Annotated in this window: 13 protein-coding genes; 9 read left to right on the forward strand and 4 right to left on the reverse strand. The window is 68.8% G+C overall.

Annotation, left to right across the window (positions count from 1 at the left end):
- The first annotated feature begins 9 nt into the window (after positions 1-9).
- From pcaB to AC1DJH_RS14150, 4 genes are read left to right on the forward strand one after another with little or no spacing between them, the layout of a single operon-like run.
- Positions 10-1,224 (forward strand): 3-carboxy-cis,cis-muconate cycloisomerase, encoded by a 1,215-nt coding sequence (gene pcaB, locus AC1DJH_RS14135; protein WP_472116093.1) that lies wholly within the window; start codon positions 10-12, stop codon positions 1,222-1,224.
- Positions 1,221-1,688, forward strand: a complete 468-nt coding sequence (locus AC1DJH_RS14140; RefSeq protein ID WP_435485411.1) for a carboxymuconolactone decarboxylase family protein — start codon at positions 1,221-1,223, stop codon at positions 1,686-1,688. Before pcaB ends, AC1DJH_RS14140 begins: the two co-directional genes overlap by 4 nt.
- The gene (locus tag AC1DJH_RS14145) at positions 1,685-2,938 is read left to right on the forward strand and encodes a multidrug effflux MFS transporter (protein ID WP_478186108.1); all 1,254 of its coding nucleotides are present in this window, start codon (positions 1,685-1,687) and stop codon (positions 2,936-2,938) included. The genes AC1DJH_RS14140 and AC1DJH_RS14145 overlap by 4 nt, the downstream gene beginning before the upstream one ends.
- Positions 2,935-3,699, forward strand: a complete 765-nt coding sequence (locus AC1DJH_RS14150; RefSeq protein WP_472116088.1) for an alpha/beta fold hydrolase — start codon at positions 2,935-2,937, stop codon at positions 3,697-3,699. Before AC1DJH_RS14145 ends, AC1DJH_RS14150 begins: the two co-directional genes overlap by 4 nt.
- A gap of 20 nt (positions 3,700-3,719) precedes the next feature.
- Here AC1DJH_RS14150 and AC1DJH_RS14155 read toward each other — a convergent pair whose 3' ends face one another.
- Genes AC1DJH_RS14155 through AC1DJH_RS14170 form a run of 4 tightly spaced genes read right to left on the reverse strand, consistent with a single transcriptional unit; the run spans position 3,720 to position 7,435 of the window.
- A complete protein-coding gene (locus AC1DJH_RS14155; RefSeq protein WP_472116085.1) occupies positions 3,720-4,568 on the reverse strand; it encodes a fumarylacetoacetate hydrolase family protein in 849 nt (282 codons plus the stop codon).
- Positions 4,569-4,605: 37 nt separating this feature from the next.
- Positions 4,606-5,361 (reverse strand): IclR family transcriptional regulator, encoded by a 756-nt coding sequence (locus AC1DJH_RS14160; RefSeq protein WP_435440006.1) that lies wholly within the window; start codon positions 5,359-5,361, stop codon positions 4,606-4,608.
- Between the two features lie 27 nt (positions 5,362-5,388).
- Positions 5,389-6,885 carry a bifunctional 3-(3-hydroxy-phenyl)propionate/3-hydroxycinnamic acid hydroxylase MhpA gene (gene mhpA / locus AC1DJH_RS14165; protein WP_472116079.1) on the reverse strand — a complete coding sequence of 499 codons (1,497 nt, stop codon included), beginning with the start codon at positions 6,883-6,885 and terminating at the stop codon, positions 5,389-5,391.
- On the reverse strand, positions 6,878-7,435 hold the full coding sequence (locus tag AC1DJH_RS14170; protein WP_478186109.1) for a VOC family protein: 558 nt from the start codon (positions 7,433-7,435) through the stop codon (positions 6,878-6,880). Before AC1DJH_RS14170 ends, mhpA begins: the two co-directional genes overlap by 8 nt.
- A 148-nt stretch (positions 7,436-7,583) precedes the next feature.
- Here AC1DJH_RS14170 and AC1DJH_RS14175 point away from each other — a divergent pair, with 148 nt between their 5' ends.
- The 5 genes from AC1DJH_RS14175 (at position 7,584) to AC1DJH_RS14195 (ending at position 13,407) form a co-directional block, all read left to right on the forward strand.
- Positions 7,584-8,564: a Bug family tripartite tricarboxylate transporter substrate binding protein gene (locus AC1DJH_RS14175; RefSeq protein ID WP_435495122.1), complete on the forward strand. Its 981-nt coding sequence runs from the start codon at positions 7,584-7,586 to the stop codon at positions 8,562-8,564.
- Positions 8,565-8,724: 160 nt separating this feature from the next.
- A complete protein-coding gene (locus AC1DJH_RS14180) occupies positions 8,725-10,608 on the forward strand; it encodes a bifunctional sugar phosphate isomerase/epimerase/4-hydroxyphenylpyruvate dioxygenase family protein (RefSeq protein ID WP_472116073.1) in 1,884 nt (627 codons plus the stop codon).
- A gap of 48 nt (positions 10,609-10,656) precedes the next feature.
- On the forward strand, positions 10,657-12,072 hold the full coding sequence (locus AC1DJH_RS14185) for an MFS transporter (protein WP_472116071.1): 1,416 nt from the start codon (positions 10,657-10,659) through the stop codon (positions 12,070-12,072).
- A gap of 50 nt (positions 12,073-12,122) precedes the next feature.
- Positions 12,123-12,797 (forward strand): DsbA family oxidoreductase, encoded by a 675-nt coding sequence (locus AC1DJH_RS14190; protein ID WP_472116068.1) that lies wholly within the window; start codon positions 12,123-12,125, stop codon positions 12,795-12,797.
- A 124-nt stretch (positions 12,798-12,921) separates the two neighbouring features.
- The gene (locus AC1DJH_RS14195; protein ID WP_478186110.1) at positions 12,922-13,407 is read left to right on the forward strand and encodes a hypothetical protein; all 486 of its coding nucleotides are present in this window, start codon (positions 12,922-12,924) and stop codon (positions 13,405-13,407) included.
- The last annotated feature ends 5 nt before the right edge of the window (positions 13,408-13,412 follow it).

A 13,412-nucleotide genomic window follows, 5' to 3' on the forward strand; every position in this document is an offset into this window, starting at 1 on the left:
GGTGTCCGCATGAGTATTTTCGAAGGCTTTCTCTCCACGTCCGAAACGCTCGGTGCTTTCAGCGACCGCGCCTTCGTCGACGCCATGCTTCGCTTCGAGGCCGCGCTGGCGCGGGCGCAGGCCGCCGAGGGGCTGATCCCCGAGAGTGCTGCGCACTCCATCGTCAGCAGCTGCAAGGTCGAGCTGTTCGACGTGCCGAAGATCGTGCGCGAAAGCGGGCGTGCCGGCAGCGTCGCCATTCCCCTGGTGAAGGCGCTGCGCGATGCCGTGGGCATGTTCAATGCCGATGCCGCGCCCTTCGTGCACTTCGGCAGCACCAGCCAGGACGTGATCGACAGCGCCATGTCGCTGGTCACGCGCGAGGCCGTGGCGCTCATCGAGACCGACCTGGCCAAGGCCGCCGACGCGCTGCTGCGGCTGGCCGTCACGCACGCCGAAACGCCGATGCTCGCGCGCACGCTGATGCAGCCGGCCTCGGTCACCAGCTTCGGCTTCAAGTGCGCGGGCTGGGCCGCGCCGCTGGTGCGCAGCCGCATCCGGCTGCGCGAGGCTGCCAGGCACGCGCTGCAGCTGCAGTTGGGCGGCGCCGTGGGCACGCTCGCGCAGATGAAGGGGCAGGGCGCGGCCGTGCGCAAGCGCATGGCCAAGGAACTGGGCCTGGGCGACCCCGGCGCCACGTGGCACACGCAGCGCGACGAGTGGGTCGCGCTGGGTTGCGAGCTCGGCCTGATGACGGGCAGCCTCGGCAAGATCGCGGTCGACATCGCGCTGCTCGGCCAGTACGAAGTGGCCGAAGTGGCCGAGCCCAGCGAGCCCGGCCGTGGCGGCTCGTCGGCCATGCCGCACAAGCGCAACCCGGTGGCCTCGATGGTGGCCATCGCCGCCGCGCACCGCGCGCCGCAACGCGTGGCCGCGCTGCTCGGCGCCATGCCGCAACAACACGAACGCGCGCTCGGCGCCTGGCAGGCCGAGCTGGCCGAATGGCCGCAACTGCTGATGTCCGCGCACGGCAGCACGCGCGCCATGGCGGGTGCGTTGCCCGGCCTGCAGGTCGACGCCGCGCGCATGCGCGCCAACATCGACCGGCTGCGCGCCGAACTCCCGCGCGACGCGGCCGACGAATGGTTCGACCCCGCGCTCGCCCACTATGCCGGACAGACCGCGCTCGCCGAAGTGAAGGCGTTGCAGGCCCGGCTCACCGAACACAAGGAACTCTCGCAATGACCGCCCCCGAATTTCCCGCCGCGCCAACGGCCTCCGAGATGCCCGCCGAAGGCTACGAGTCCGGCCTGCTCAACCGCCGCCGCGTGCTCGGCGACGCCTGGGTCGACAAGTCGCTCGCCAACCGCAACGAGTTCAACGCCGAGTTCCAGGAGCTCATCACGCGCCATGCCTGGAACGACATCTGGGGCCGCCCCGCGCTGGGCGACAAGACGCGCCGCTACATGGTGCTGTCGATGATGCTGGGCATCCACGCGTACGAGGAGTTCGCGATGCACGTGCGCGCCGCGCTCGACGGCCCGCCCGAGTCGCGCCTCACGCCGCAAGACATCAAGGAAGTGATCATGATGGCCGCCATCTACTGCGGCGTGCCCGTGGCCAACCATGCCTTCGGCATTGCGACGAACATCCTGCGCGAAAAGGGCCTGCTGGCCGCCGCTTCGTCACCGCAACCCGCCACCCGGTGAGCGCGCCGGTCGCCCGCAAGGGCCGGTTCGACGTCAGCTTCACCTTGCTGCTGCCGCTGCTGCTCGCGGCGCAGCCGGTGGCCACCGACAGCTATCTTCCCGCGCTCCCGGCCATTGCCAGCGAGCTCGGCTCGGCCAGCACCAGCCTCACGCTGTTCGTGCTGGCCTTCGGCTTTGCGCAGTTGCTGTGCGGCCCGCTGGCCGACCGCTTCGGCCGGCGGCCGGTGCTGCTGGCGGGGCTCGCCTGCTATGTGCTGGCCGCATTGGGCGGCGCGTTCGCGGGCAGCGTGGCGTTGCTCGCGGGCTGGCGCACGCTGCAGGGCTTTTCGATGGCGGCCATCCTGGTGTGCTCGCGTGCGGCGGTGCGCGACCTGTACCCCGCGCACGAAGGCCCGCACGTGATGGCGCGCGGCCTCACGGGGCTGGGCGTGGTCGGCCTGGCCGCGCCGCTGCTGGGCGCCTGGCTGGTGCAAGGGGCGGGCTGGCGCTGGGTGATGGTGGCGATGGCGCTCTACGCCTCGGTGCTGCTCGCGCTGTGCTGGCGCTCCTTCGGCGAAACGCGCCGGCCGTTCGCACAGGGCAGCGGCGAATCGTCCGCGCCGCGCGGCAGCACGCGCGCCGTGTTCGCGAGCCGCTCGTTTCGTGCCTGGGCTTCGCTGGCCGCGACCACCTACGGCGGCCTGTTCTGCTTTCTGCTGCTGTCGCCCATGGTCTACATCGGCTACCTGGGCTGGTCGCCCGCGTGGTACGGGTGGATCCCGGCGGGCGGCTCGCTGGTCTACATCTTCAGCACCACCATGTGCCGCACGCTGCTGCGCCGCTACGGGCCGGTGCGCACGGTGCGGCTGGGCGCATCGCTGAGCCTGGCCGGCCCCGTCATCCAGGCGCTGGGCTGCCTGCTGCTGCCGCTGAGCGCGGTGCCGCTGCTGGTGGGCCATGCGGTGTACTGCCTGGGCCACGGCATCCATCAACCGTGCGGGCAGGCAGGTGCCGTGGGCGACCTGCCGCACCTGGCGGGGCGGGCGGTGTCGTGGTCGGGCTTCGGCATGATGATGGTCGCGTTCTGCGTGGGGCAGATTGCCGCGCTGTTCGTCGACCCTGGTTACTCCCACGGCGCCTGGCCGATGGTCGTGCCCATGCTGCTGGCCGGCTGCGTGCTGATGGCCATTGCGTTCTTCTGGCTGCCGCGCCTGCAACACTTTCAACCTGCTGCACACCCTGCACATCCGACAAAGGAAACCACACCATGACCCGTTTGAACGTCGTTCGCGAGGGCAACGGCCCCATCGTCGTGCTCAGCCATGCGCTCGGCTGCGACCTGCACATGTGGGACGCCGTGGCCGCGCTGCTGTCGCGCGCCCACACCGTGGTGCGCTACGACCACCGCAACCACGGCGCATCGGACGTGGTGCCCGGCGCGCTGCGCATCGAGACGCTGGCGCAGGATGCGGCCGAGCTCATCGCGCGCGAGGCGGGTGGCGAGCCGGTGCATTTCGTCGGCCTGTCGATGGGCGGCATGACCGCGCAGGCGCTGGCCGTGCGGCACCCCGAGTTGCTGAAGACCGTGGTCATCGCCAACTCGTCGGCCCACTACCCCGACCAGGCGCCCTGGCGCGCGCGCGCCGACACGGTAAACGCCAAGGGCGTGGCCGCCATAGCGCCCGGCGCGGTGTCGCGCTGGCTCACGCCGGCCTTCGCGGGCACGGCCGAAGGCGCGGTGGCCGCCAAGGTGCTGCACGACACGCTGGTGCGCACCGACGCGCAGGGCTACATCGAGAGCTGCAACGCCGTGGCCGCCATCGACTTTCGCGAGAGCAACCGCCGCATCGCGGTGCCCGCGCTGGTCATCGGCGGCCTGCAGGACGAGGCCACGCCGCTGGCCATGTCCGAGGCCATGGTGGCAGCCATTCCGGGTGCGCGCCTGGCCACCATCGACGCTGCGCACGTGAGCGCGGCCGAGCGGCCGGTGGAGTTCACGCAGCTGCTGATCGATTTCTGGCGCAGCCTTTAACTAAGAAAGCGCTGTCGCGCTCACTCCGCGCGAATGCCGTTACGCAGGATGCCGATGGCGTCGACCTCGATCTCGACCACGTCGCCCGGCTTCATCCACACGGGCGGGGTGCGCTTGGCCCCCACGCCGCCCGGCGTGCCGGTGACGATCACGTCGCCCGGCGCCAGCGGCATGAACGCTGAAATGTGCGCAATCTGGCGCGGAATGCTGTGAATCAGCTTGTCGGTGGTCGTGCGCTGCATTTCCTGCCCGTTCAGCCGCGTGACCAGCGTCATGACCTGCCCGTGCGCGATGTCGTCGCTCGTCACCAGCCAGGGGCCGAAGCCGCCGGTGCGCCAGAAGTTCTTTCCGGCGGTCCATTGCGGCGTGGCGGTCTGCCAGTCGCGAATGGAGCCGTCGTTGTAGCAGGCGTACCCGGCAATGTGGTCCCAGGCGTGCGCTTCGTCGATGCGCCGCCCGCCTTGCCCGATGACGATCGCGATCTCGCCCTCGAAGTCCAGCTTGCCCGACTCGGGCGGCATGACGATGTCCTGCCCGTGCGCGACCTGCGATTCGGCGACGCGCAGGAACAGCGTCGGCTTCTCGGTGATCTCGCGCCCCGTTTCCCGCACGTGGTCGCCGTAGTTCAGCCCCACGCACACGATCTTGCCGGGGTTGGGAATCACCGGCAGCAGCGTCACTTCACTCATCGGCAGCGTGGTCTTGGCGCTCGACGCGGCCTGCGCCGCTTCCCCGAGCAGTCCGGCGGCGATGAGCGCCTTGAGGTCCGTGGCGCGTGCGCCGAAGACTTCGCGCAGGTCGACGATGCGTTCGCCGAGCACGGCGCCGTAGCTGTCCTGGCCGTTGTGTTGGTAGCTGATGAGTTTCATGGTGTGCCTCCGAGGGCGGTGGGGTTGAAGAAACGGTTTACCGGGCCAGTCGACCTCCTATGCGCGCGGCGCCTTCGGTGATCAGCTGAACCAGCTTGTCCAGGTCGACGATGGACAGGCGGGCGGTGTCGAAGACCAGCGAAATCGCGGCCCATGCACCCCCGTCGGCCTTGGGAATCGGCGCGGCGACGGCCGCCAGTTGCGGCTCCAGCTCGCCGATCGACACGTAGTGGCCCGCCTTGCGGATGGCCGCGTAGTGTTTGCGGAAGTCGCTCCACTCCGCCGGCAGGCCGCTGCGCACCGCCTCTTCCTGGCGTGCATCGAACACCTTGCGCAGCTGCGGCGGTGTGAAGCTGGCCAGCAGCACCTTCGGCGCGCCGCCCAGGAACAGCGGGCGCGGCCGGCCGCGGCCGTACGACAGCGTGGGCGGCGTGCTGCCCATCTCGCGGTGCGTGTCCAGCACCTGCATGCCGAACACACCCGAGGCGACGCAATCGAAGCCCGTGGCCGCGACCAGCTCGCGCATCACCGGAATGCCTTCGCGCAGCACGGGGTCGGCCTTGCGGATGTAGTGGTCCAGCAAGATGATGCGCGGCCCCAGTGCGTAGTGCGAATCTTCCACGCGCTGCAGCAGCCCGGCCTCCAGCAGCAGCCGCACGTAGCGGTAGCCCGTGGGCAGCGACACCTCGAGCTGCACGGCGATGTCGTCCGCGGTACGCGTGAGGTGCCTGTCGTCGAACAGGTCCAGCACGGCCAGCATGCGGCCCAGGCTGGACATGGATTTTTCCGGCACGCCAATTCCTTCCGAATGGTTTGAACTTCATGGCGCGGCGGGAAGGTATTGCGAGATGCGATCCAGATCGAGCCCCGTGCGCGCAACGCCGACGATGTATCGGTCGGGCCGCAGTATCACCGCTTGGGCTTCATTGCTTGCCAGCCAGGCGCTCAGCGACGCGTCGGGGCGGTCGATGACGACGGCGCCGGCACGGCGCCACCGCTCGGCCGTGGCGGGTGCCGCGCAGGCCAGCGCCCGCGCATGGCCGATGACGGCGCTGCGTGGGCCGAGCGCTTCGTCGAGCAGGCGGCCGTCGTCGAGCCGCGGCTGCGGAAAGGGCCGCCCGGCGGGTGTGCCGGGCGTGGCGTCGAACGCGCCCGCGCCGAGCATCTGCGGCGGCAGCTCGAAGATCTCGGGGCGGCCGGTGCGAAACCTGGCGTCGCGCTCGGCGGCCAGTGCAGGGTCGGTGGTCTGGATGATGTTGCCCAGGCGCACGGCCAGTTCGATCAGGGCGCGCACGTGCGGGGCGCGCTCCGACTCGTAGGTGTCGAGCAATGAAGGCGCAGCCTTGTGCCTGAGCACGGCTTCCAGCTTCCAGGCGAGATTGGCCGCGTCGCGGATGCCCGCGCACATGCCTTGGCCGAGGAAGGGCGGGGTCTGGTGGCAGGCGTCGCCGGCCAGCAACAGGCGGGCGTTGCGCCAGCCTTGTGCGATCACCGAGTGAAAGGTGTAGATCGCAGCGCGTTCGAGCCGAGCCTGGTCGGGCCGCAGCCACGGCGCGACCAGGCGCCACAGCGCCTCGGGCCGCAGCATCGCTTCGCGGTCGTCGCCGGGCAGGACCATGATTTCCCAGCGTCGGCGGTTGCCGACGACGTTGCAATACGTCATGGGTCGCGCCGGGTCGCAGTGCTGCACCGTGTGCTGCGGCAGCGCGACGTCTTGCTCGAGCACCACGTCGAACACCAGCCACGGCTGCTTCAGGCCGAGGTCGGTCATGGGGCTGCCCATTCGCGCCCGCACGGGGGAACGCGCGCCGTCGCAGCCCACCACGTAGCGGGCGCGTACGCTCGATGTGCGGTCCGCCTCGAGGTCGCGCACCTGCAGCACGGCGCCGTCGGCGTCCTGGTCGACGCTCAGGACTTCGTGGCGCAGGCGCACATCGACATTGGGGAAGCGCGCGAGCCCTTCGCGCAACACCGCCTCGAGCTGCGGCTGGTGAAAGTAGTAGTTGTTGGCGCCGCCGTGCGGCCCCAGTGCGGTGGCGCCGCCGCGAATCAGCATCGTCTCGCCCGCGCCGTTGACGAAGTGCATGCCCTGTTCGCCGGGCCGCGCGATGGCCAGCGCCGCGTCGCGCAGCCCCGCGCCCTGAAGAATGCGCAGCACCTCGCCGTCGAAATGAATGGCGCGCGGCAGCGCGAAGATGCCGCTCTCTTTTTCCAGCACCACCACCGACAGCCCCGCCGCGCCCAGCAGGTTGGCCAGCATCGCGCCGGTCGGGCCCAGGCCGACGATGGCCACGTCGTGCACGGCGCGCTCAGTCACGCTGGTCTTCCTGCATGCGGCGCGCCACGTCGGCTTGCCATTGCGCGCGGCTCATGAACCTGGGCAGGCGCTTGGCGATGGCCTCGGCCTGCGCAAGGATCGCCTCGTCGGGCTGCGACAGGTCCACGGGTTCACGCAGCGGCTGGTCGCAGTACCAGGGCGTGTCCATGAACAGTTCGAGGCGGTTGCCTTCGGGGTCGCGGCAGTACACCGAGACGGCGTTGCCGTGCGTCACGGGGTGCATGTCGCTCGCGCCCCCGGCCAGCATGCGGTCGTGGTACCGGCGCAGCGTGGCGATGTCGGGCACCCGGAACGAAATCTGGTTCACCACGTTGAAGCCCATGTCCGCGGGCCGCCCGGTGGCCAGCACCAGCTGATGGTGCTCGCGCGGGTCGCGGCTGAGGAACACAAGCTGCACCGTGCCCAGGTCGCCGGCGTCGGTTTGCGTGAAGCGCAGCGCTTGCTTGTAGAAGCCGGCCATCAGGGGCAGGTCGGTCACATAAAGCCCGATATGGCTGAACTGCAGGTCGGATGGGGTCTGGTCGAGCATCGGTTTTGTCTCCATGCGAAAAAGCCCGAGCCCGTTCTGGCTCGATTCAATGAAAGAATATCAATATTCTCACATATTGACAATAGATGGTATGTTTGTATGATTCGAGCAGGTTTCGAACACATGAAATCACACCAGGAGACAATCCATGAAATTCAGAAATTTGGCTTTTGGCCGCTGCATGGCGCTCGCGTTGTGCGTGTCGGCGGGCGCAAGTGCGTGGGCACAGTCCGACTACCCGACCAAGGCGGTGCGCATCATTGCCCCCTTCCCGGCGGGCAGCGGGCCCGATGCGAATGCGCGCGAGATCGCGGCCGAGCTCACCCGCATCCTGGGCCAGACCTTCTATGTGGAGAACCGCCCCGGCGCGTCGAACATCATCGGCACAGAGGTCGCCGCCAAGGCCCCGGCCGACGGCTACTCGCTCTACATCGGCACGACCAGCTCGCTGTCGGTGGTGCCGCATCTCTATTCGAAACTCCCCTTCAACGCCGAGCGCGACTTCGCACCCGTGAGCCTGCTGGGCGTGCTCAACACCGGCCTCGTCGCCACGCCGGGCATCGCGGTCAAGGACGAGCGCGCGCTCGTCGCCGCGCTCAAGGCCAAGCCCGGCAGCATGGACGTGGCCACGGCCGGCATCGGCAGCTATTCGCACCTGTCGGCCGTATGGTTCAACGCCGCCGCGGGCGTTGCCACCAACCTGGTGCCTTACAACAGCAGCAGCCCGTACACCGACCTCATCGCAGGGCAGGTGCAACTCATGTTCGACGGCCTGCCGGCCGCGGCCAGCAACATCCGCGCGGGCAAGCTCAAGCTGCTGGCCATCACCGGCAAGGAGCGCCACCCAAGCTTCCCCGACGTGCCGACTTTTGCCGAGTCGGGCCTGCCGGACTACGCACCCATCGCGTGGCAGGGCATCCTGGCGCCGGTCGGCACGCCCAAAGCCATCATCGACAAGGTCAACGCCGCGATGCAGAAGGCCTGCACTTCGCCGGAGCTCATCAAGAAGTGGCGCGACTACGGCGGTGAACTGCGCTGCAACACGCCTGCCGAGTTCAAGGCTTTCATCGACGCCGACCGTGCGATGTGGGGCAAGGTGATCAGTGCCGCCAAAGTCAAACTCGACTGAAGGCTGGGGCCCGGGGGTGGCCGGGCCGGATCACCCCAGCCCCCGGGATCCTAGGTGTATCCCGTATTACGTGCGATTAACGGACGTATTTGATCGCTGATCGATCAGCGGGCCTCTGAATAGATTGTGGCGCGGGCCGGGTGTTTTTAAAGTCCACCCCATGCACCGCTCCATCGCCACCGTATCGCTCAGCGGCACCCTCCGCCAGAAGCTCGAAGCCGTCGCGGCCGCCGGCTTCGACGGCATCGAGCTGTTCGAGGCCGACTTCATCAACTTCAAGGGCACTGCCGGCGACCTGCGCCGCATCACGGCCGACCTGGGCCTGACGATCGACCTGTATCAGCCGTTTCGCGACTTCGAGGCCATGCCCGAGCCGCAGTTCCGCCGCAGCCTGGAGCGTGCCGAGCGCAAGTTCGACCTGATGGAAGCCATGGGAGCGCCGCTGGTGCTGTGCTGCTCCAACACGTCGCCGCTGTCCGTGAACGACCCGGCACGGGCCGCCGCGCAACTGCACGAGCTGGCCGAGCGCGCCGCGCGCCGCAACCTGCGCGTGGGCTTCGAGGCGCTGGCCTGGGGACGCCACACCTCGCTGTACGGCCAGGCCTGGCACATCGTGAAGCAGGCGAACCACGCGCACCTGGGCTTGATTCTCGACAGCTTCCACACGCTCTCGCTGAAGGACGACCCGGCAGGCATCGCCGACATTCCGGGCGACAAGATCTTCTTCCTGCAGATGGCCGATGCGCCGCTGCTGGCCATGGACGTGCTGCAGTGGGCGCGCCACCACCGCTCGTTTCCGGGGCAGGGCGACTTCGACGTCATCGGCTTCTTCGAGCAGGTGCTGCGCGCGGGCTACACCGGGCCGCTGTCGCTGGAGATCTTCAACGACATCTTTCGCGAGACGCCCAACCGCCGTACCGCCGTGGATGCGATGCGCTCGCTGCTGTACCTCGAGAGCGAAGCGCGCCAGCGCATGGCGGCCGCCGAGCCCGTGCAGCCGCAGCGCGTGGAGCTGTTCAACCCGCCGCCGGCACCGGCGCTGTCGGGCCTGTCGTTTATCGAATTCGCGGCCGACGAGGCCTCGGCCCCGACGCTGCACACCGTGGTCTCGCAGCTGGGCTTTCGCCGCATCGGCCAGCACCGCTCCAAGGCCGTGACGCTGTACCGCCAGGGCCAGATCAACCTGATCGTGAACGCCCAGCCCGACTCCTTCGCGCGGCAGCGCTTCGACGCGCACGGCACCTCGGTGTGCGCGCTGGGCGTGCGCTGCGACGACCCGCTCGCGGCCGTCGGACGCGCCACCGCCATGCGTTCGCAGCGGCACGACAGCCCGGTCGGCCCGAATGAGCTGCGCGTGCCGGCCATCGTCGCGCCGGGCGGCAACCTGATTCACTTCGTGCCCGAGGCGCTGGGCGCCAACGGCCTGTACGAGGCCGACTTCGTGCTCGAAGACGCGGGCACCGATGTAAACGACGCCGGCCTGCAGCGCATCGACCACGTGGCCCTGGGCCTGGCGCTCGACCAGCTCGACACCTGGGTGCTGTTCACCCGAGCCGTGCTGGGGCTCGAACCGGGCGAAAGCCTGGAGCTGGCCGACCCCTTCGGGTTGATCCGCAGCCGCGGCGTGGCCAACGCCGAGCGCAGCCTGCGGCTGGTGCTGAACGTGTCGCTGAGCCAGCGCACCCGCACCGCGCGCACGCTGAGCGTGACCGGCGGCGGCGCGGTGCACCACATCGCGCTGAGCTGCGCGGACATCTTCGCCTCGGCCGCGAAACTGCGCGCCAACGGCACGCGCTTCGTGCCCATTTCGGACAACTACTACGACGACCTGGCCACGCGCATCGACCTCGCACCGGAGCTGCTGGTGCGCATGCGCGAAGCGGGCGTGCTGTTCGACCGGTCGCCGGCCGGCGACTACCTGCACATCTACACCGAGAGTTTCGAGGGCGGACTGTTCTTCGAGGTCGTACAGCGCGTGGGCAGCTACGACGCGTACGGTGCCCTCAATGCACCGGCGCGCATGGCGTCGCAGGCGCAGGACTGATTCGCCGGGTTTTTCTGATTACTTACCTGTCAACACTGGAGACAACACATGGCCACCAACACAGCCCATGAGCCGCAAGGCAGGCACCAGTCGAAGAAGGCCGCGGCAAGCGGCTGGATCGGCTCGGCGCTGGAGTACTACGACTTCTTCATCTACGCCACCGCGGCGGCGCTGATCTTTCCGCAGATCTTCTTTCCCAAGGGCGACCCCAAGACCGCCATCATCGCGTCGCTCGCGACCTACGGCGTGGGCTACGTCGCGCGCCCCATCGGCGCCTTCGTGCTGGGCCACTGGGGCGACACGCACGGGCGCAAGCAGGTGCTGGTGCTGTGCATGTTCCTGATGGGTTTCTCGACCGTGGCCGTCGGCCTGCTGCCGACCTACGATCAGGTCGGCCTGCTGGCCCCCGCGCTGCTGGTGCTGCTGCGCCTGATCCAGGGCTTTGCCGTGGCCGGTGAAATCTCGGGCGCGAGCTCGATGATCCTCGAGCACGCGCCGTTCGGGCGTCGCGGCTTCTTCGCGAGCTTCACGCTGCAGGGTGTACAGGCCGGCCAGATTCTGGCGGCCGCCGTGTTCCTGCCGCTGGCGCACTACATGCCTGAAGACGCCTTCAACTCGTGGGGCTGGCGCATTCCGTTCCTGCTGAGCTTCCTGGTGATCGTGGCCGGCTACATCATCCGCCGCGAAGTGGACGAAACACCGGCCTTTGCCGAAGTCGACAAGAAGGGCGAAGTGGCCAAGGCGCCGATCGTCCAGGCCTTCACCGACAGCTGGGCCGACATGCTGCGCGTGGTGTGCATGGCGCTGATGAACGTCATTCCGGTGGTGGCCACGGTGTTCGGCGCGGCCTATGCCGTGCAGGCCGCCTACGGCATCGGCTTCCAGAAGGACGTGTACCTGTGGATTCCGGTGCTGGGCAACATCCTCGCCGTGATCGTGATTCCGTTCGTGGGCAACCTGTCGGACCGCATCGGCCGCCGCCCGCCCATCATCGTCGGCGCGCTGGCCTCTGGCCTGCTGTCGTTTGCCTACCTGTATGCCATCAGCATCCGGAACGTGCCGCTGGCCGTGTGCATGTCGCTGCTGATGTGGGGCATCGTGTACCAGGGCTACAACGCCACCTTCCCGAGCTTCTATCCGGAGCTGTTCCGCACCCGCAACCGCGTGTCGGCCATGGCCATCTCGCAGAACGTGGGCACCACCATCACCGCGCTGCTGCCGGCCCTGTTCGCCGCCGTCGCGCCTCCGGGCTCGACCAACGTGTGGCTCACCGTGGGCGCCATCTCCTTCGCGGTGACCATTCTTGCGGCGCTGGCGGCGATGAGTGCGCGGGAAACGTACCGCATCCACATGAAGGACCTGGGCAACCCCGACGCCGTGCCGGTGGACAAGCAGGAATACCACCGCCTGCGCGAGCAGACGCTGTCGGACGCCCGCATGGCCAAGGCCACGGCCCGCGCCTGAGCGAAAACCTTTCGCGCACCAAGGGTTGGGGGGCCGTGAAGAATGGCGCCATGACCTCCCACCTCAAGATCGATTTCGTCTCCGATGTGTCCTGCCCCTGGTGCGCCGTGGGCCTGAGTTCCCTCGAAGCGGCCATCCGGCGGGTGGCGCCCGACGTCACCGCGGAGCTGCACTTCCAGCCCTTCGAGCTGAACCCGCAGATGCCGCCCGAAGGCCAGGACACCTTCGAGCACCTGAACGAAAAGTACGGCTCCACGCGCGAGCAGCAGGCGCAGTCGCGCGAAATGATCCGCCAGCGCGGCGCCGCCGTCGGCTTCGAGTTCAGCCCCGAAGGCCGCCCGCGTGTGTACAACACCTTCAATGCCCATCGCCTGCTGCACTGGGCCGAGCTGGAAAGCCCGGCGAAGCAGGCGGCGCTGAAGAAGCTGCTGCTGAAGGCCTATTTCACCGACCGCCAGAACCCCTCCGACCCCGAGGTGCTGGTGCGCGCGGCAACCGAAGCGGGGCTCGACGCAGCGCGTGCCCGCGAGATATTGAACAGCGACGAGTTCGCGCAGGAAACCCGCGAGCGCGAGCGCATGTACACCGACGCGGGCATCCACTCGGTGCCCGCGATCATCATCAACGACCAGCACCTCATCTCCGGCGGCCAGCCCGTCGAGGTGTTCGAGCGCGCGCTGCGGCAGATTGCCGGCGCTGCACCGGCGAGCCTGTCCGTGGCCTGACTTCGAGGGCGCCACGGCGTCATCTTTGCGCAGCGTTACGAAGGTAAAGAGCGTCAACGCGGCGCGGGTTTCAGCGGTTGAGGAGGCATCCTTGAATTTGCTGTCACCCTCAGGAGCCCCGAAGATGATGAAGAAGAAAGGCCTCATGGCCGCCTCGGCCGTCGCCCTTGCCCTCATGGCGGCGGTCTCGCTGCCCGCGCAAGCCGACGAATACGGCAAGCATCCGTTCTACCTGCACGCCTTGTCCGACCTGCGCACCGCTGCGTGGCAGGTGGAGCACCGCCGGCCCGAAGACGGGCAGGTCTCGCGCGACGAGCAGGTGGTGGTCGACGAAATCCATGCCGCCATCGGCGACCTGCAGCACGCCGCGTGGCTCGACGGCAAGCCCGTGCAATGGCGCGAGCCCACCGACGCATGGCTGCCGCGCGAAGGCCGCCTGCACGTGGCGGCCGACCTGCTGCGCAAGGTGCGCTCCGACGTGGCGCGCGAAGAAGACGACCCGCGCTCGCGGCCGTTCCAGCAACGCGGACTGGCGCACGTCGATCTGGCGCTCGCCACCGCGCAGCACGCCATCGGCGATGTGCGCCACCACGACATGCGCAGGGAGTGAGGGCG

This window comes from Variovorax sp. 10N412, assembly GCF_056394985.1.